The sequence below is a fragment of the Nostoc sp. DedQUE02 genome (assembly GCF_034531035.1).
In the GTDB taxonomy this organism is placed as follows: Bacteria; Cyanobacteriota; Cyanobacteriia; order Cyanobacteriales; family Nostocaceae; genus Nostoc.
The window spans coordinates 207,894-226,923 of the sequence record NZ_JAVRBY020000005.1 but is presented as its reverse complement, the minus strand read 5'-3'; the positions used below and the strand labels follow the sequence as shown (position 1 = coordinate 226,923).

Here is a 19,030-nt window from a genome sequence, read left to right as displayed (position 1 = left end):
TTCTGCTGGAATATCATCAGAAAAAAAGCAAACTTATTGGAAATCGAGAGAAATGCATTTTAATTTTTTATGGCTGCGTCGCGTCTTAGTTTTAGTAAGCATTATCTGGATTCTGTTTTTGTCCACTCCTGCCTTTGCGGCAGAACGAGTAGTCCTGAAGTATGGTATTCTCCGTGAATCAATTTCTGTAGAGGAAATATCCACGTTTGCCCAAACAGGTGAACTCTCAGGTTTACTAAAAGTTAATGTAGCTTTGGCGCGACAAGACCCCAAAGCCATTCGTCAGTATTTAACACAGCCAATAAAGGTAAACTCTGAATTTTTAGATAAAGTGCTCAATAGCCAGATTGGTAATATTATTTTGGATCAAATTAGTCAAGTTATTTCTACACCGTCTCAAAAAGCAAATCGGCAAGCTTTACGAGCCGCTTTGGTACTTGCTGCGAATCAAGACGGACAAGTGTCGCTAATTGAAATTATTAAGAATTATCCCACAAATGAAGTGGAAGTTGATGGCGATCGCTTGCAGGGTGCATACCGTCAACTCCGTCGTTTGCAAACAAACCTACAAGATTTATTTGGTCTTTAGTAAGCTAAAGTTTCTAAAGTTTCTCTTAAATACCGTTGTACCTGATGTTCCAAGCGAATTCCCTCTAATTGAGCATCGCGTTCTAGTTGCCAGCGTTGAAAACCGGAACTAGTGGAGATCGCATATTTGAGGCTATACCAAATTTCAGTATCGGCAGAAAATTGGCGATCGCTAGAAGCTGGAATTTGAGCCATAATTCCTCATTCCTTTATTTTAACTTCAACGGTAATTGGGCATGGGACATGGGGCACTTGTACTGAGTTTCGACTACGCTCAACTACCGCGTAGCCGAAGTATTGGGCATTGATTATTAATCTATTCTCCTCTGCTTCCTCTGCCTCCCCTGCTCCTCTGCCACTTATTTCTAGCCCTTTAAAGTTAAATAATATACTTTACGGGCTGCTACGAATCTGTATTTATCTTAAACAAGGATTGTAATAATCGAGGCACGATTTGATTAACTCGCACTCCTAAAATTGTGAAATCTTGCTTAATCTTTTCTAAAGATAATGGTTCTATGCCAGCAAATTCTGTGTCATTAGTCACCAAAACTCGCATTACACTCACAGGTACTTGTAAAAATAGATTGCCACCCAAAAATGCTAATCCCGCCAGCACTAGTGCAACACTGCGCCATTGTGGGAGAAATTTAGCTGAATTTGCTACTAGTGGGGCAATTTGAAAAAGATACCACAGTATGCAAACCGACAAGGCTGCTGCCACCAATGCCAGAATACGATTTACCTTTGTATTAATTAAACAGAGAATTTTTCGCTGCCGCTCAGTCAGATTTTCTGGTTTTTGGGCTATTCCTAAAAGAGCAAATATATAAAAAGGGCGACGCAACTGCATCCATAGCAGGGGCAGAACACCAATGGCGGCAACTAAGAATAGCTCCATCCACACTGGTAAAAATGGTTCGCCTACAGATAAGAAAAATAAACAGAGTACTAAAAAGATAGGCAACGTCGCTAATCCAGCGACGTGAATCCACAAAATAGGTTCAGAGCGAAATGAATGCATATTATAAAAAGGTGTGAGTTAAGAGTTAGGAGTTAAGAATTAGCAGCGTTTAACTCCTAACTCCTAATGTATTACTCCTAACTTCTAACCATTTTACCCTCAACACTATCTCGTTAAGGTGAGAGTGCGGCGCTTCGTAACCATTTGATAGGCTTCGATGATGTCACCTTCAACCCAATCATTGAATTTATCCATACCGACACCGCATTCATAGCCGGCGTTGACCTCACGAGCATCTTCTTTCATCCGTTTTAGGGAATCAAGCACGCCTTCATAGATCACCTTACCGCCACGTCGCACTCTGACTTTGCAGTTGCGAACTAGTTTGCCAGATTGAACGTAGCAACCGGCAACCGCACCACGACCGACTGGGAAGACGGCACGTACTTCGGTTTGACCCAAGGGTTCTTCCACCAACTCTGGTTCCAAAAGACCTTCTAAGGCATCTTGGATATCTTCTAGGAGTTTGTAGATCACGTTGTATTCTCGGACATCCACACCTGCTTCATCGGCGGCTTGTCTAGCGCCACTGGCAAAGGTGGTGTTGAAGCCGATAATTACAGCGTTACTGGCAGCTGCTAAGTCGATATCTGTCTCGGTAATTTCCCCAGCAGTAGCCAACAGCATCCGAATTTGGACTTCGTTTTGGGGGATTTGCTTGAGCGCTCCCACAATGGCTTCTACTGAACCTTGTACGTCTCCTTTCAAGATTAAGTTGAGTTCTTTCAACTCGCCTTCTTGTGCTTGAGCCGACAGGGTTGTAAGGGTAACACGACCCTGTAACAAACGGGATAGGCGTTGTCTGTCTGCGCGATCGCTAGCGAGTGCTCTGGCTTCTTTCTCGTTTTGGAAGACCTCAAACTCGTCGCCGGCTGCTGGCACATCACTTAAACCTAGTACCTCGACAGCAAAGGAAGGAGAAGCAATGTCTACTCTCTTGCCTCTGTCATCTACCATCGCCCGGACTTTACCAAAGGCCGAGCCAGCTACTAAGATATCTCCCACATGCAGGGTACCATTCTGAATTAGCAGGGTAGCAACTGCTCCTTTAGCTTTATCCAGATGTGCTTCAATGACAGTTCCTTTGGCGGTACGATCTGGGTTGGCAGATAGTTCTGCAACCTCTGCTACTAAGAGAATCATCTCTAAGAGCGTATCCAGATTTTCACCTCTGATAGCGCTCACGGGAACCATGATTGTCTCACCACCCCAGTCTTCTGCGGTCAGACCATACTGAGTGAGTTCTTGTTTAACGCGTTCTGGCTGTGCCCCTTCTTTGTCAATTTTGTTGATTGCAACAACAATTGGCACTCCCGCAGCTTGGGCATGGCTAATAGCTTCAATGGTTTGGGGACGGACACCATCATCAGCAGCCACTACTAACACGGCAATGTCTGTTACCCGCGCTCCTCGTGCCCGCATCGCCGTAAAGGCTTCGTGACCAGGAGTATCCAGGAAGACTATCTGCTGTGGTTTGCCCTCGTGTACCACATCCACATGGTATGCACCAATGTGTTGAGTGATCCCACCAGCTTCGCCAGCAGCCACTTTTGTTTTGCGGATTGAGTCGAGCAGGGTTGTTTTACCGTGGTCTACGTGACCCATGATTGTCACGACAGGCGGACGGCGGTGGAGATATTCTAGGTCTTCTGCACTGACCATTTCCGTTATTTTCCGAGCTTCTGCTTCTCGCTCGGCGGTTTCGACTTCTATTTCTAGTTCTTTTCCTACCAGGGTAATTGTGGGAATATCCAGATTTTGGGTGATACTCACCGCCATACCTTTAAGGAAGAGGATTTTGACAATCTCTGTATCGGGAACGGCTAATACGTCAGCCAGTTCTTGCACAGTCAACGGCCCTGTGATCGTCACTTTTTCGGGGCGCTCGCGCTTTGTCTCGGCTTCTTGGCGACGGTTTTGGTGATTATCGCGGCCCGAAGCCTTGGAACCAGACCTAGAACCAGACTTTCTCCCTCTTGTAGTTGGGGCGCTAGCAAGGGTTGCACCTGGCATCTGTACAGGTCGAGTCGCTTTGGGTTTGGGAGGACGAGCGATAGAAAGGCTGACTTGGACGGTTGCTGGTGAGTCTATATCGTCATCATCGAGCAAATCTTCTTCAAACTCATCATCAAGTATGGGCTTGATCCGCTTACCTTTGACGCCAGTTTTTGCCTTTTCTTTAACTTCATCAATGATTTCCTCTTCTACCCACTTTTTGCCGCCTTTGGTTGGCCGAGGCGGACTTGGGCGTTTCAAATCGAGGATATCCGGTGGGACTGGTTCATCACCCAGTCCTTGAGATTTACCCGCTATGCCTGACATCTGTCTGGGTGGAGTAGCAATCGGCATTGCGGCTGCTACAGCTTCACCTGGACGTGCTGGCCTGGGTCGTTGTCCCTCTCCCAGTTGTGATGGAGCAGATGGTCTATTGCCCCTCTGCTCTGGTCTGCTGGGTGCAGGGGTTGGACGACTTGTCCTTTGTGGCGCACTTGGTGAGGGTGGAGACTGGTCAGTTGGCAGTTTCGCGACTCTCGGCTTAATTTGCTCGCGATCGCCTTCTGCGGGTCGTTGCCGTTGGTCGCGTTTGAGGATCGGTTTATCTGCCTGAGATACTGATGGCTCATCTGCCACCACCTGGGCTTCTTCCGCCGCCGGTCTGGCTGGAGGAGCAACTAGTTGCGGTTTGATCGGTTTTTCCGATTTCGGTCTAGGCGGAACTGTTTTTTCCGGTTTTTGGGATGCTATTTTTTCCGGTGCCGGATTTGGATTAGGCGTTTGTTCCAAGCCAGCGATCGGAGGTTGCTCTTGAGTCTCAGATTGAATTCGGGGCACAGGTCGAGTTGGTGCTGCCGGTTTCAGGGGTGAGACTGGGGTAGCGAAAGGCCGTGGAGGAGAGGGAGGATTAGCTTCAGACAAGGCAGCTTGGGTATTGTTAGCAAGTGACGCCTCTGGGGCGTTGGGAGTAGTATTTCTCAATATTTTGGGTTTGCGTATTTCCAAAATTTGCTGTTTGTGGGGTGCAGCAGGTCGGTTACGTCCGCCGTTGGGTGGTGAATTTGGCTTATGGCTGGTTGTACCTAGTTCCTTTTTAGCTGACACATTCGTAGCTGCAAGCTTTTCTGCTGCCGCCCGGATGTTTTCTGCCTCGGATTCTGAAATCGTGCTGCTATGACTTTTGACCGCAATATCGAGCTGGTCGCAAATTGCTAGTAGCTCTTTGTTATCCAAATTCAATTCCTTTGATAATTCATAGATTCTAACTTTGCCGTTGTTCATCCACTCTTCCCCTTTAATTTACAGTTTTAGCGGATGGTTGCCTGGTTTGCGACATCTCCATCCTTGGATTACTGTTTTTAGACTGCCGTTCAGTTTTTGCCGGTGCCTCCAATCAGGAAAGAGAGATGTTTCGGTTTAATAATGGCATCCCCACCAGAAATGATGGTTGAGGGATACCCATAAAAATTTCTTAAATAAAAGATTTTTATAGGAACCCTTGACGCCGAACTGCGCCTGAGCGCTACCAGGTTGCCATTTTGTAGTTTCTTGTTTTGTTGATTCTGAGTCTTCCACAACACAATCGATTACATCTTGATTCTGGGAATCTGGCCTCGTCCCTCTTGATTATTAAAGAGCCGAATGCCTTTTACACCCATTTACTATTTTGGCACTAACCTTAACAATCAACAGAGGGTGTGATGAAAGCGCGACTTCGGCTTTCGACACAATTCCTCTAATGATTACGTCACAAAGTTGTTCCAACTAAATTTGGTTTTGGGTATTACTGCGGGCTAGACGTTGCGACAAGCTTTGATACAGTGTTTCTGGCACTGATGCATGTAGCGATCGCCCTAGTCGATTTTTTTTTTGAGCCGCTTGTAAGCAACTCATTTCTGGACAAATATAGGCAGAACGCCCCATGCCCTGATCTAATTGTACCTTTCCCGATGGAAAGACGCGGACAATCCGCCAAAACTCATCTTTTGAGCCTACTTTACGGCAACTAATACAGCGCCGATAATTTGGTTTCATCGGTTTTCTATGATCTCAGTCTCCGGATAATGGAAGTAAAAAGAAGTTTATTATTACTATTTTTTACCTATACCAACTAGCTTTTGAGAAAATAATCCTTGAGACTGAGACTACAATCTACAGTATCAAAACTTTACAAAATTAATCAATTATTCGTCATCGTTATTGTCAAAATTATCCCCCTCTTCTAATTCGTCCTGGTTTTCATCCTCGAATTCTTCCTCATATTCCAAATCGTCTTGCTCTGATTCCTCTGATTGATATTTTGTTCTGACGGCTGCAAATTTGGCATCCTCTCCTGCAAAGTCATACTTAGCTTTGTCTTTGATGTCTATTTTCCAACCAGTCAGGCGGGCTGCTAAACGGACGTTTTGCCCTTCTTTACCTATAGCCAAACTCAATTGATCTTCAGCCACAAGTACATGAGTTTGCCGCGATTCTGGGTCCATTAGGCGTACTTCATCCACCCGTGCTGGACTTAAGGCATTAGCGATATATGTTGCTGGGTCTGGCGACCAACGAATTACATCTATTTTTTCACCACGTAATTCGTTGACTACTACTTGAATTCGCGATCCCCTGGCTCCGATACAAGCGCCTACTGGGTCTACATCGCGATCAAGAGTATCTACTGCTATTTTAGTCCGGGGACCGACATAACGAGAAGGGGGGTTTGCCTCCCTAGCTACGGCAACAATCCGTACCACTTCATCTTCGATTTCTGGGACTTCGTTGGCGAAGAGATAAACTACCAAACCAGCATCAGCACGAGACACAAGCAACTGTGGCCCTCTTTGCTGACCTTGAGAGACTTTTTTCAGGTAGACCTTAAAGGTGGCATTTGCTCGATAATTATCGTTGGGTAGCTGTTCCCGCTTGGGTAATTCGGCTTCTACTTCTGGCTGACCAAAGCCACTGCTAACTGCCAAAACCACTGATTGCCGCTCAAACCGCAGGACTCTTGCTTGCAGAACAGTTCCTTCTAAATCTTGGAACTCCTCTTGCACCATTTGGCGCTGTTGATCTCGTAATTTTTGCGCCAATACCTGTTTAGTTTGCATCGCCGCCATCCGACCAAATTCTCCTTGGTCGGGGGTCACATCTAGTACCACAGAGTCCCCTAACTGCGCTTCGGGAGCGACTTGTTGAACTTCGTCTAGGGAAATTTGGTGGTCTGTGTTATTGACTTCTTCGACAATGGTTTTGGTAGAAAGAACGCGAAACCCTTCTCCTTCAATATCGAGTTCTACTTCAAAATTCTCAAAATAATCTTCATCAAACTGTTTGCGCTCTAAATTCTGGGCGCGACGATAACGTTCGTAGCCTTTGAGTAGTGCTTCTCTAATAGCTGATTGAACTGCAAGCCGGGGTAAATTTCGCTCTCGACTAATACTTTCAATTAATTCTTTTAATCCAGGTAAAGTAACCATTGACATAAGCAATCTCCTTTAAAAATTAGGGAGTGGGGAGAGACGCGATTAATCGCATCTGTACTGGGGACTGAGGACTGAAAACTACGCATTAAAGCCAGGGATTAGAGAATAGCTTTACACTAATCTCTAATCTCTAGCCCGTAGCCTCTAACCTTTAGCTCTTGGTTCCTAATCTCTAGCCTTGAGCAAAGCGCTCTAGTCTCTAACTCCTAAGCCTTAACCCTTTGTTTATCGGCGCTCGTCTAGCTGCACCTTAGTAATTAGGGAGCGGGGAATTTCGACTACACGACCTTTTTGGTTTAAGTAAAGTGCTGTCTCATCCCGGCGAATTAACTGACCAGTCCACTCTTGTTGTCCGTCGTAGGGGGGCGTTGTGGAGATGATGACAGGAAATCCTTTAAAGGAAATAAACTCCCTGTCTGTTACCAGTTGCCGCGAAATACCAGGACTAGACACTTCCAAGACGTATTTATCTGGAATGATTTCCGCAGCATCTAAGGAGGCTTCTAAAGCACGGCTCATCCTCTCACAATCATTCAAACCGGTGTCTTGCTCAGGATTACGAATATCTACCCGCAACACTGGTGGACTTTGGTTAGTGTGAAAAACTACGCCAACCACTTCCAATCCCAGTTCTTCTGCCACTGGTGTCGCCAAATCAATAATTTGTGGAACTAAAGGATGAGCCATGAGAGAATTCAATAAAAAAAGTGGGCTTCGACCCACTTCCTGCGATAGGTATATCTTCCAAGAAGTCTTGTGACGAACCAAATTATGATTCGCCTAATTCGAGTTTAGCGCATTTCTTTTATAGTCGTACATTGGGGATTGGGGATTGGGGAAGGTGGGGCCCCCTCTGGGGATAAGGGGTTATGGGGACTGGGGACTAAGTACAATTAATTCGTAGCATAATTCTCTCTATACCTCTGCGCCCCTACCCTACGGCAAAACGTACCACTTCGTGGAAGCAAGCTACGCGTAGCGTTTCGTAGAGAAGCGCCTATGCGTTTAAATTTTAATCCTCAATTCACCATGATTTTACGCAAAGCTTTTACCAGGCAGTGGGAACTGAATTCTCGTCTATCCTTAATCCCCAATCCCTCTACCCTTCGCGTATTTTTGGGAGAGTAGTGCCTTTATCCACTACCACCGGAACAGATGCTTGTGTTCGTAGCTGCCTGGTTTGCTCGATAATTTGGTCTATGTCTTCTTGAGATAAACGCTGGACGTAGTTGAGTTTGATTTCCTCTAAGAAGTCAAAAAGTAAACTCTGAATTTCTGAGAGTACATGTCTTTCCTTGATTTGAGATCCCAATACTTTAGTAAAGCTTTCTACTAGTTGACTGGTGAGTTTGGCTCCTACAGGGTCTTCAACAGCACTAACTAAAGTTTTGTAAAGATTAGTTGTGATTTGAGTCGCCAGTTGTTCGCTTAACTGGGTTTGGGCCTGTCCCACGCCAGGGAGATTCTGGAGGTTGCGGTAAACGGGGACTTGATGGAAGACGGTTTCGATGTTGTGGCGCAGAATGGCAACGATCGCAGGTTGGATTTCGGGTAGCACTTGGTAGACAATTGTTTTTACCAAAAGACCTGCGATCGCTTCCACTTCATTCACATTATTAATATCTATGTAGGGACGTAAATTTTCCTGTTGCGAGAGCCAGCGTGTTAACTCACCTCGCTGAATTGAACCCTGAACCTGATTAATTACCCTCACCACGACGATTTCTGTGAGTTCTTCGGCAAAATTTGCAACAATCCCCTGATTAAGTTGCCGCCGCACTGGATGCAAATTCAATAACTGCGCTTGATCGAGGCGGACTACTACAGGTAAGATTCGCAACCACCGCCAAAATGGCAGTAGTAAAAATAGATCGTACCAACGCCACAATACTGCTTCAAACCAGCTTAAACCAGGATGCTGCCGTCTGAGAATGAAGGTACGCCCCAGCAATTCTACGCCAAATAAAATGACAAAAGGTAAGTCAATAATCCAGAAATTATCAACAAATTCCCCATTTTCACCGATTTGGCGGTAGTAGTTAGAGGCAATCAAAGGGCGGATTCTCTCGTTAAAAAAATTAATTTCTTGATCCCAGCCATTTCGTGAGAGATATGGCTGACTCCAAAAAGTGGCAAAGGACTGTTTTGCAGATTCGTTTCCGATGTGCGATCGCATCCGCTTTTTGATTTTTTCCAGAGTACCACTCTTATTCACTCCCGCAAACGGGTTACTGTCAATCATCTCGCTGCTCAGACGACTTATCTGTATTAGCCTGCCATTTACCTGAGGCGACTGTAACCCGGTTTGCCTAACTTGTTCTTTTAATGCGTTTACAGTTTTCAGATAGTTTTCTGTATCTCGATGGGCTTCAATACCTTTTATTGGGTCATAAATCTTGGTAATTTGGGGAAGTTTTCGCAAATAAAAATCTCGCCAAGGTACGTAACTTAAATCGAACAAAACTAAACCTAAGTTTACGGTGGCAACAATTGCCATAAATCTTTCAAACCAAAGATTACGCTGCTTAGAAGATTTTATATTTTTCATTTTTTGTCATATATTATACATTTTGAGATAATTTGGAATATAAGCTCTTTCATTTATTAATTTTCGGCTATTTCCCAAAAATTACAGCTATTTGCAGTTGAGTAGACTCCCGCTCAAAGTGCATAAACCACAGCTATACGAGGCTTTACCGACTTCTGTGGGTATTAATCCCTATGCAAATCTGTTCAGTCTCCAGTGCCCAATTATCAATCGCCAGTTCTAAGGGTGTATTCGATTCAAACGATCGCCGCAGGATCTCTGCTAGTATAAGATACTTCTTTTCATAGATGACAAAAACTTCTTTTTGTGTATTTAATTAAATTTCATAAAAATAAGTCACAAATTATTCAAAAATCATTAAATCATCGTGAAAAAAGTTATTAAACAAACTTAAAATGCAGCTGTTAACCTTTATAATCCTGCTGATTTAATCCAAAGGAGTTTTAAGTATGTGGTGTGGGTTTGGAAAATCAAGCGCAACTTTTGCTGTTACTTGCCTGATGACTGCTAGCGTAGTAATTGCAGATACTGGTTTTGCAGCTCCTGGGCGTAGCTACACGCCCCAGCAATTCCGTGAGGTATTGCGGGGATTAGGTTATAACGTCAAGGTAACAAATACTGCTTTGACGGACGAGGAAACTAAAAAGGCAATTCGAGAATTTCAGACGGGTTATAAGCTAAAACCAGTTGATGGGATAGCAGGGCCAAAAACCCAAGATTTTGCAGCTAATATCGTTAAAATTCTGCATACAAATTTGAATGCAGTGCTAAAGCCAAATCCTCCCCTACCGCGCGATCATTTTTATGGTTCCCGCACGGAAACATTGGTAAAGGAGTATCAGAAGAAATATCAGTTGCAAGAAACTGGAATTGCTAATTTAGCACTCCGCCAAAAGCTGAATGAAGAAGCAAAGACAGTTGTGAGTCAGCCGACGGCTAAACCAACAGCTACACCAACAGCTAAACCGACAGCTAAACCAACAGCTAAACCAACAGCTAAACCAACAGCTAAACCGACAGCTAAACCGACAGCTACGCCAACAGCTACGCCAACAGCTACACCAACAGCTACACCGACAGCTACGCCAACAGCTACACCAACAGCTACACCAACAGCTACGCCAACAGCTACACCAACAGCTACACCCTAGTCGTTAGAAAAACTCCTACGCCAAAGCAAAGCCTCTCAAGCCGTTTGATTTGGTTCTTCTAAGGGTCTGCCCTTGGGTGTAGGTAGAATTGGACGGAGGTCATTGTAAGGCATAGGAATGTACTGTACGCTGGGTCGCCCTCCTTGGGACTGTGGGTACAGATCCATGAGATCATAAATAGAATGGGGCAGTCCGACGGTTACGGGCAGCCCCATTTCTGTAGCTTCTTCAATAGTGATAGGATAGTCATGGGTGACGCGCCCAGTTGTTAAGGCCTCGATAATCGATTCGATATTTTCTGGCATAACTTTTTGTTTGGGTATACTGTCTTTAAGCAGAGTTCGTACAAAACGCTGTACCTGCTGTATTGCTTTGCGTGAGAGGTCAGCCATAATTAGGGTTTGGTCATCAATCTCACCGATGGGTTTATCTTCAACTACTTTCAGGATACTTGCTGCTGGGTAATTACCCAATTGAGGATCAACTGGCCCTAAGACAGCGTTAGCATCCATAATAATTTCATCAGAGGCGAGAGCAAGCATGGTACCGCCACTCATGGCGTAGTGGGGTACAAAGACTGTGACTTTTGCTTGGTGGCGAATCAATGCTCTGGCAATTTGTTCTGTAGCCAAAACTAAACCACCAGGAGTGTGCAAAATTAAGTCAATGGGCACATCTGGAGGTGTGAGGCGAATTGCACGCAATATTTGTTCTGAGTCTTCAATAGTAATGTAGCGAGATATAGGAATTCCCAGAAAGCTAATGGACTCTTGGCGGTGAATCAGCAAAATTACTCGGCTTTTGCGTTCCTGCTGGAATTCTTGTAAAGCACGCAAACGCCGATATTCTATTTGACGTTTTTGCCAAAGGGGCTGCAAAGAAGTTAGAAGGAGAAAAATCCAGAATATATCACCAATACCAAAGCCCATATAATTATAATTTATTGTTCAAAAATCACGGTTGCCGTCATTATTGTCACAAATTTGAGGCGATCGCAGTTCTATCTGTAGGTTTAAAAGTTACTGATTACACTAACCACAAAGAGATGTCAATTCAAGGTTATGTTAACGAGTCCGCGTACCCCTGCGCGAACGTAGAGAACGCCATCACAAATTACAAATTATGAATTATAAATTACGAATTACGAACTTGTACTGAGTTTCGACACAACGACTACGCTCAGTGCATCGCTTGGCGGTAATCGAGCGACTTGTACTGAGTTTCGACTACGCGGTAATCGAGCGAAGTCGAGATTCAACTATCGCGCAGTCGTTGTGAGTCGAGATTCAACTACCGCGTAGCCGAAGTATTACGAATTACAAATTATGACCCCCTTCGCCAAATCTTGATAGTGTCGTCATCACTACCGCTAACTAAGGTTTGGCCATCGGGACTGAAGGCAACACATCTAACATAATTGGAATGCCCTGTAAGCGTACTAATTTCTCTGCCACTGTGTACGTGCCACAGTTTGATAGTGTTGTCCCAACTGCCACTAGCGAGAAATTGTCCATCCTGGCTAAAGGCGACTGACCAAACTGAATCAGAATGACCAATAAGTGTACGAATTTCTTTGCCTGTATTTACATACCAGAGTTTAATCGTGTTGTCACCACTGCCACTAGCGATAATTTCCCCATCCTTGCTGAAGGCAATGCAATTGACAAAGAAGGAATGACCTGTAAGTGTATAGATGTTTCTCGCGGTATATACCTGCCACAATTTAATTGTGTAATCATGACTACCACTAGCCACCAGATGTCTATCCAGACTATTGGTTGCAAGCATTCTCGGAGAGTAAGCAACTGAGGAAACTGGGTCGGAATGACCAATGAGAGTTTGGATTTCTATACCTGTGTGTACCTGCCACAGCTTGATTGTGCAGTCAGCACTGCCGCTAGCTAGAAACTTGCCATCTGGACTAAAGGCAACGGAATTCACCCAGTTGGTATGACCAGTGAGAGTGCGAATTTCTTTGCCTGTATTGACATCCCAAAATTTAATGGTGTTATCCCAACTACCGCTAGCTAAAATTCCTCGGTTCAGGTTTCCACCCCCCCCAGATTTGCCAGAATCCCCTTGATAAGGAAAGTTTAGAGACATTGGGCTAAAGGCGACGGCATCAACCATACTGGAATGACTAGAAAACCAACGACCCATTTGACGCACTAGCTTGCCAGTACCCACTTGCCAAAGCTTGATAGTCATGTCATTACTACCACTAGCAATAAATTGTCCATCTGGGCTAATGGCGATCGCATGAACCATACTAGAATGACCTTTAAGGGTATGTACGCATTGCCAGTTCTGTCGATCTAATACAACGGGTGGAGATGGTTGCCGTTTAGGCTTGATCGCTACAGTAGATGATACTTCTGTGACATTTTCTCCAGTATCAGTGCCCAATAAATCTAACCACTCCTGCACAGATTGCGGACGATAGGTTGACTCCAAATCCATGCCGCACATAATAGCCTGATTTACCCTGTTGCTGATATTGGGATTAAAATATTGTGGTGGTTCTAAATTAATATTGTGACGTCTATCATCTGCACTTGTTGGTACAACTGCGGTGAGTAAATTATACAAAGTAGCGGCTAGGGCGTAGATATCAATGTATTCTCCTCGTGGCGCTTCTGCTTCATACTGCTCAGGAGGGGCAAACCCAGGAGTGCGATATACAGTATGCCTTTGAATCACATTCGGAATAAATTCTCTGGCGATGCCAAAGTCTATTAGCACTGCTTCTGATTTCTCAATGCGGATCATGATGTTGCGTGGTTTGAGATCCCGATGCAGTAGTCCTTTAGAATGGATTAGGGTCAAAGCGCTACCAATTTGCCGGATGTACAGTAGTGCTTCTGCTTCTGATAGCACGCCTATCCGCCTCAAGCGCTGTCCTAAGTCTTCGCCTTCGATATAATCCATCACCATGCAGGGTAAATTTCCCTCATCAAAGATGGTTTCTATCTGTACTATATGAGGATGGTGGCACACAGCCAGCCGAACTGCTTCATCACGAAAGTCTTGCCGTAACTTGTTTCGGTGAAGTATCCAGGCGGGGTGATTCAGGATTTCTTCTTTGAGGGTTTTAATCACTCGCTGTTGATTCCGTTGATTTCTGGCAAGATAAGTAATGCCAATTCCGCCTTCACCTAGTTGGCTTTCGATAATGTAGCGTCCCCCGAATAAAGACTTTCCTGCATTCCACACCATTAGTAATATTTGACAATTGCTGGTATTTATTTTGGCACGGTATCAGAGCAGCCCACACGAATTTTTGGGAATTTCATTGGAATTGCTGTTGTAGCTTTTGGAATCTTAGTTACTTAGAGAACATTTCCATTAACCTCAATAATTACTAATAGTATAAAGTTGGATATACCTAAAGACAGCCTAGTTATCGCCAAAAACCTTTAACTATGTGGGTTGAGGAGCCACTGCGCCCTTGCAGTTTTCCGACTTCCCTTCCGGGATTTAGCTTGGCGCAGCGTCTCCTTCTGGGAGAAGTAAGTGGCTTTGAGGAACGAAACCCAACATTTCCAGGACTTTGTTGGGTTGCATTTTGCTTAACCCAACAAAGCAATTTTTCTGAACTCAAGCGTATTGAGATATACCCTAATAGTTTTAGCTAAACTATTATTTGACACCAAAATATGAAAAATATAAGAGTTGATTCCTCATGTTAGATTAAACGATAACTTTAGCTATATTTGCTCATAATAATTTGACTTGTAGGTAATCTAAAATTATGCTAAAGAATCTAAATCTGAAACAAAAGTTTACAATTCTGCTACTGGTAATTTTGACATTTGGTTTGAGCTTGAGTGGATTTGCTCTTTCTTCTTTACTCAGGGAGAATGCAAAACAAGATATTAGCTCAACTGGTCTCATGCTCATCCAAACAATGAGTTCTGTTCGTAAATACACCAGTACTCAAGTGAATCCACAGCTAGTTGATAAATTGGCGACGGAATTTTTGCCACAAACTGTGCCTGGATATTCAGCACGAGAGGTATTTGAAATTTTACGGAAAACAACAGACTACCGTGATTTCTTTTACAAAGAAGCAACACTCAATCCTACAAATCTTCGGGATAAGGCTGACGCTTTTGAGACGGAAATTGTAGAAAGGTTCAGAAATAAATCAGACCTTAAAGAAGTTAGTGGATTTCGCTCAATTCCTGGTGGGGATACCTTTTATATTGCCCGTCCCTTAGCAGTTTCTGAAGAAAGCTGTCTGAAGTGTCATAGTGTACCTGAAGCAGCACCTCAAAGTATGATTTCTCTTTATGGTGCAGCTAATGGATTTGGGTGGAAGCTTAATGAAATTGTTGGCGCTCAGATCGTATCAGTACCTGCAAGTAGTGTCATCAGCAAGGCTAATCACTCTTCCTTAATAATTATTTTGATCGTCTCAGCTATATTTATAGCGACTATCCTGTTAGTGAACTTGTTCTTGAATCGACAAGTTGTGAGACCTCTCAAACGTATGACTCGCATTGCTGAAGAAGTCAGCACAGGACATATGGAAGTTGAATTTGAGCAGATGTCTAACGATGAAATTGGTAATTTAGCTAAAGCCTTTAAACGGATGCAGTTAAGTTTAGAAATGGCAATGAAAAGAATCAAACGTACTCAGGGAGGTACAGGAGATTCAAATAATTTTTAATGACGTTCTCTAAGTTCGCGCAGCGTCTATCTGCGACACGCTGCGCGTAGCTTGCTTACCTGTAAGGGTACACGAACTCGCTAACGTAATAATGATACATCCAACAATATCTAGCAACTCCAATAATTTCTTGCGGCTATTTCATTCGATTTGGAATCAAATTTAAGTTGACCTAACACTAGTAGATGTTCGCTTGCGAAGCACTGATAACATGACAATTGATGTTGTTGAGTAGGAGCAATTCTGGGATTTTCTAGGTTAGAAAATTACTCTTAGATAGTATCAATTTGTCAATGTTGCGATCGCCTGAAATCCTGGCAAAATTATAATGCTTGATTATACCTCAATCTTTGTCGCCAATTTTGATGGGTTTGTTCTGGTTCTTCAATTAACTAAAACGGTAGAGTATCTAAGATACTCTACCGTTTTGTAATTTTATATTTGAGATTTAATCCCAAGTTATAAATTTTACTCAAACCCTTATGATTGAAATTATTTATGCTATTTTTGACATCGCTTTACCAAGCATCGCCAAAATTTGCAGTAGCTAATAGGATTTTCGCAGATAGTTTTTCAATTTCAACCGCATTAGGAAACGCCATAGCTCACCAATCCAAAGCACTGTAAATGTTGCAACAATCACACTTATCCAGTCCACCAAGGACAAAGGTACTGTTTTAAAAACGCTACCACCAAACTGAATAATTAATATCTGTCCTAAAAAAATGGTGATAGCGATTGCTACAAATCCTTTATTCTTAGACAAACCTTTGAAGGCAGACTACTTTAACCCCAAGCATTGAGCATTGAACAGATTCCATAACTGTAACATTACGAACACGCTGAAGAACACAGAAAGCTCATATTAGTAAGTCGATAACAAAGCCTGTAGAGTCCCTGAGTTTGTTCATTTGTGGGCTTCATATCCACTTAACTTGATTTACCTACTCATTATATAGGTGAATAATAGCTGAAATCACTGCGAAAGGCGATCGCTCAAAATGCCTGCGTCAATCATGCGGTGATATTCTCTCTAGTAACTTAAGCTAATTCCGTAGCGAAAAGCCTTCCTTCAATTGGTTCATACTCATCTTCTAGTAACCATAACTTGGCTGCATTATAGTCATTACTAGAAAATACAATTTTATAACCCTGCGCCGGATCATAAATTTGACAGTTATCTTCACTGTTGCAAAGCAATAAAAGAATATATGGAGGGGATAACATGGGATCTATCCATACTTCTGTAAATTCCCAGTTATTCTTCACTTGGTCTTGTGCGGGGGATGACGTGGTATTGGTCGTCTGCATTGATTTTTATCTCCCCATAGTAAAGTAGAATACGGCTACCATCTGGACTGATTCTATAACCTATAGGTTCATTAAAAAACATCCCATAACGGTCATATCCTCGAATCATTCTGGTGAACTGCCCATTTTCTATTATGGCTTGAGTAACTCTATTCATTGTAGGTTCATCGTTAAATACATGAGCCGCAAGTCCTCGTTTGAGAAGCCTTTGACTTTCAGGTGTACCTGCTATGTGCTTGGCAACTTGTCTAACGTCAAGGGTAATTTGACGATTAATTCCACTCATGATTAAGGGTTAAGTTTTTTGTATTTCCAGGATTTAGACTGAAAATAGTTAGATTCCATAATTATGATCAAAATATAACGATCACAAACTCAGATATTTTCACACAAAAAACGGTAGAGCAATAAATACTCTACCGTTGTTCGTTTGTAGGCTTCATATCCACTTTACTTGATTTACTTACTGATTATAGTGGTGAATACTACCTGAAATTACTTATAAAAGGCGATCGCTCAAAATGCCAGCCTCAATCATGCGGTGATATTCGTCAATCGTCCACTTAGCAACTATCACAGTCATGATGATTGATTCCTCCTAATAATTCTTTATATTATCCCATTTTAAAAGCACTTCAGATCTGATTCAGAATCGGTTGATTGATTGAAGATAAAGACATGCATAGGAGCATGTGATAAAACTGACATAAATATTGATTGTGGTATTAGACTAACACGACAGCTGAGTAACTACACTCATAGTCAAGTACTATAACTCTTGCTTAAGACTAAAGTCGTAACCGAAAAATTCTTATGTCAATTAAAGTTGAAAAGATTAATTATGAGCAGGTTAGTCAAATTCTTTCATCTGAGGAAAGCCACTTTTTAGACTTGAAATCAATAGACATAAAGCCAGCAAAACTAACTCGCTCTCTATCTGCATTTGCAAATGCTAGTGGTGGTGAAGTTTATATTGGAATTGATGAAACTGAAATTGATAAGAAAAATCAACGTACTTGGCGTGGCTTTGCTGATCAAGAAGATGCAAATGCTCATTTGCAGGTTTTTCAGGAACTATTCCCACTAGGTCAGTACTATAGCTATACCTTCTTGTCCTGTGATGGTTGTTTTGGGCTAGTTCTTCAAGTAGACATTAACAAAACCCGAGAAATCGTTAAAGCTTTAGACAAGCCTATTCCATATTTGCGACTTGGAGCACAAAATCTCCCACAGGATACAGAAGAAAAACTTGCACGCCTCAAGCTTGACAAGGGTATAGATTCTTTCGAGACATCTACAGTCAAGGCTGATATGGAAGTTATTACAAACTCTCTTCCTATTCTTGATTTTATGCTTCGTGTGATACCGTCAGCAGAGCCAGAACAGTGGTTAAAAAAACAACAATTGATTATTAATGGAAAGCCAACTGTTGCTGGTGTTCTTCTTTTCTCTGAGGAACCACAAGCTTTACTACCGAAAAGATGCGGAGTTAAAGTCTATAGATACAAGACTGCTGATGAAGAAGGTCGGAGGGAGAATTTGGCTTTTGATCCGATAACCATTGAAGGCTGCTTGTATGAGCAAATTATTGAGGCAGTAAAGAAGACAAAGAATATAGTTGAAGAAATCCCAAAATTGGAAGCAGGAAGGTTACAACATATTGAATATCCTGATGAGGTTTTACATGAAATTATTACTAATGCAGTGCTTCATAGGGACTATAGCATTTTAAAAGACGTGCAAATTCGCATCTTTGATAATCGTGTAGAAGTTGAAAGTCCCGGTAGATTACCCGGACATATCACAATAGATAACATTTTGAAAGAACAGTTTGCAAGGAATGGTGTAATAGTACGCCTTATTAACAGATTTCCTGAAGCACCCAATAAAGACGTGGGTGAGGGTTTAAACACAGCTTTTGATGCGATGACTCGTTTAAGACTTAAGGTTCCTGTTATTCTTGAACAAGAAAACTCAGTAATTGTCTACATTCGACATGAACCCCTTGCTTCCATTGAATCAACAATTATGGAATACTTAAATGATCATGAAAATGTAACTAACAAAATTGCACGACAAATCGCCAGTGTAGATTCTGAAAGTACTATCAAAGCGGCTTTTAATAGACTTAGAGAGCAGGGTCTGATTGAACTAGTACCAGGAACTAAAACTGTTACTTCGGCTTGGCGTAAAGTTCGATAAGCAAATTATCAAATAACACAAAAAACGGTAGAGCAATAAATACTCTACCGTTTTCTAATTTTCTATTTG

The 19,030-nt window shown here is 42.7% G+C and carries 16 protein-coding genes; 4 read left to right on the top strand and 12 right to left on the bottom strand.

Annotation, left to right across the window (positions count from 1 at the left end; translation table 11 throughout):
- Nucleotides 1–52: 52 nt before the first annotated feature.
- Nucleotides 53–589, top strand: coding sequence for an alpha/beta hydrolase (locus tag RMX98_RS07620; protein WP_322677353.1), 537 nt, complete (start codon nucleotides 53–55; stop codon nucleotides 587–589).
- On the opposite strand, the gene RMX98_RS07615 is transcribed toward RMX98_RS07620, so the two are convergent.
- From RMX98_RS07615 to RMX98_RS07585, 7 genes are all read right to left on the bottom strand, one after another.
- Complete coding sequence (locus tag RMX98_RS07615; RefSeq protein ID WP_322677352.1) at nucleotides 586–783, bottom strand: hypothetical protein; 198 nt, start codon at nucleotides 781–783, stop codon at nucleotides 586–588. The two genes, RMX98_RS07620 and RMX98_RS07615, sit on opposite strands and share 4 nt — an antisense overlap.
- Nucleotides 784–991: 208 nt before the next feature.
- Entirely contained in the window at nucleotides 992–1,612 is a 621-nt protein-coding gene (locus tag RMX98_RS07610; protein WP_322677351.1) for a low-complexity tail membrane protein, read from the bottom strand.
- A gap of 105 nt (nucleotides 1,613–1,717) precedes the next feature.
- Complete coding sequence (gene infB, locus RMX98_RS07605) at nucleotides 1,718–4,888, bottom strand: translation initiation factor IF-2 (protein ID WP_322677350.1); 3,171 nt, start codon at nucleotides 4,886–4,888, stop codon at nucleotides 1,718–1,720.
- Between the two features lie 483 nt (nucleotides 4,889–5,371).
- The gene (locus tag RMX98_RS07600) at nucleotides 5,372–5,641 is read right to left on the bottom strand and encodes a YlxR family protein (protein ID WP_322677349.1); all 270 of its coding nucleotides are present in this window, start codon (nucleotides 5,639–5,641) and stop codon (nucleotides 5,372–5,374) included.
- A gap of 149 nt (nucleotides 5,642–5,790) precedes the next feature.
- On the bottom strand, nucleotides 5,791–7,077 hold the full coding sequence (gene nusA, locus RMX98_RS07595; protein WP_322677348.1) for a transcription termination factor NusA: 1,287 nt from the start codon (nucleotides 7,075–7,077) through the stop codon (nucleotides 5,791–5,793).
- 225 nt (nucleotides 7,078–7,302) lie between these two features.
- Complete coding sequence (rimP, locus tag RMX98_RS07590; protein ID WP_322677347.1) at nucleotides 7,303–7,764, bottom strand: ribosome maturation factor RimP; 462 nt, start codon at nucleotides 7,762–7,764, stop codon at nucleotides 7,303–7,305.
- A 412-nt stretch (nucleotides 7,765–8,176) separates the two neighbouring features.
- Nucleotides 8,177–9,625: a hypothetical protein gene (locus RMX98_RS07585; protein WP_322677346.1), complete on the bottom strand. Its 1,449-nt coding sequence runs from the start codon at nucleotides 9,623–9,625 to the stop codon at nucleotides 8,177–8,179.
- Between the two features lie 449 nt (nucleotides 9,626–10,074).
- Between RMX98_RS07585 and RMX98_RS07580 the strand changes: the two genes are divergently transcribed.
- Nucleotides 10,075–10,776: a peptidoglycan-binding protein gene (locus tag RMX98_RS07580; RefSeq protein ID WP_409881281.1), complete on the top strand. Its 702-nt coding sequence runs from the start codon at nucleotides 10,075–10,077 to the stop codon at nucleotides 10,774–10,776.
- Between the two features lie 35 nt (nucleotides 10,777–10,811).
- Here RMX98_RS07580 and RMX98_RS07575 read toward each other — a convergent pair whose 3' ends face one another.
- Both RMX98_RS07575 and RMX98_RS07570 read right to left on the bottom strand, forming a co-directional pair.
- On the bottom strand, nucleotides 10,812–11,705 hold the full coding sequence (locus RMX98_RS07575) for an SDH family Clp fold serine proteinase (RefSeq protein ID WP_322677344.1): 894 nt from the start codon (nucleotides 11,703–11,705) through the stop codon (nucleotides 10,812–10,814).
- Between the two features lie 394 nt (nucleotides 11,706–12,099).
- Nucleotides 12,100–13,992, bottom strand: a complete 1,893-nt coding sequence (locus tag RMX98_RS07570) for a serine/threonine-protein kinase (RefSeq protein ID WP_322677343.1) — start codon at nucleotides 13,990–13,992, stop codon at nucleotides 12,100–12,102.
- Nucleotides 13,993–14,527: 535 nt separating this feature from the next.
- Here RMX98_RS07570 and RMX98_RS07565 point away from each other — a divergent pair.
- On the top strand, nucleotides 14,528–15,448 hold the full coding sequence (locus RMX98_RS07565) for a DUF3365 domain-containing protein (protein ID WP_322677342.1): 921 nt from the start codon (nucleotides 14,528–14,530) through the stop codon (nucleotides 15,446–15,448).
- A 547-nt stretch (nucleotides 15,449–15,995) separates the two neighbouring features.
- Here RMX98_RS07565 and RMX98_RS07560 read toward each other — a convergent pair.
- The 3 genes from RMX98_RS07560 to RMX98_RS07550 all read right to left on the bottom strand — a co-directional run bounded on the left by RMX98_RS07560 (nucleotide 15,996) and on the right by RMX98_RS07550 (nucleotide 17,045).
- Nucleotides 15,996–16,214: a cation transporting ATPase C-terminal domain-containing protein gene (locus RMX98_RS07560; protein WP_322677341.1), complete on the bottom strand. Its 219-nt coding sequence runs from the start codon at nucleotides 16,212–16,214 to the stop codon at nucleotides 15,996–15,998.
- A gap of 275 nt (nucleotides 16,215–16,489) precedes the next feature.
- Nucleotides 16,490–16,759 carry a hypothetical protein gene (locus RMX98_RS07555; protein WP_322677340.1) on the bottom strand — a complete coding sequence of 90 codons (270 nt, stop codon included), beginning with the start codon at nucleotides 16,757–16,759 and terminating at the stop codon, nucleotides 16,490–16,492.
- On the bottom strand, nucleotides 16,707–17,045 hold the full coding sequence (locus RMX98_RS07550; protein ID WP_322677339.1) for a DUF6972 family protein: 339 nt from the start codon (nucleotides 17,043–17,045) through the stop codon (nucleotides 16,707–16,709). The genes RMX98_RS07555 and RMX98_RS07550 overlap by 53 nt, the downstream gene beginning before the upstream one ends.
- Before the next feature lie 527 nt (nucleotides 17,046–17,572).
- Here RMX98_RS07550 and RMX98_RS07545 point away from each other — a divergent pair.
- Nucleotides 17,573–18,961 carry an ATP-binding protein gene (locus RMX98_RS07545; RefSeq protein ID WP_322677338.1) on the top strand — a complete coding sequence of 463 codons (1,389 nt, stop codon included), beginning with the start codon at nucleotides 17,573–17,575 and terminating at the stop codon, nucleotides 18,959–18,961.
- Nucleotides 18,962–19,030: the final 69 nt, after the last annotated feature.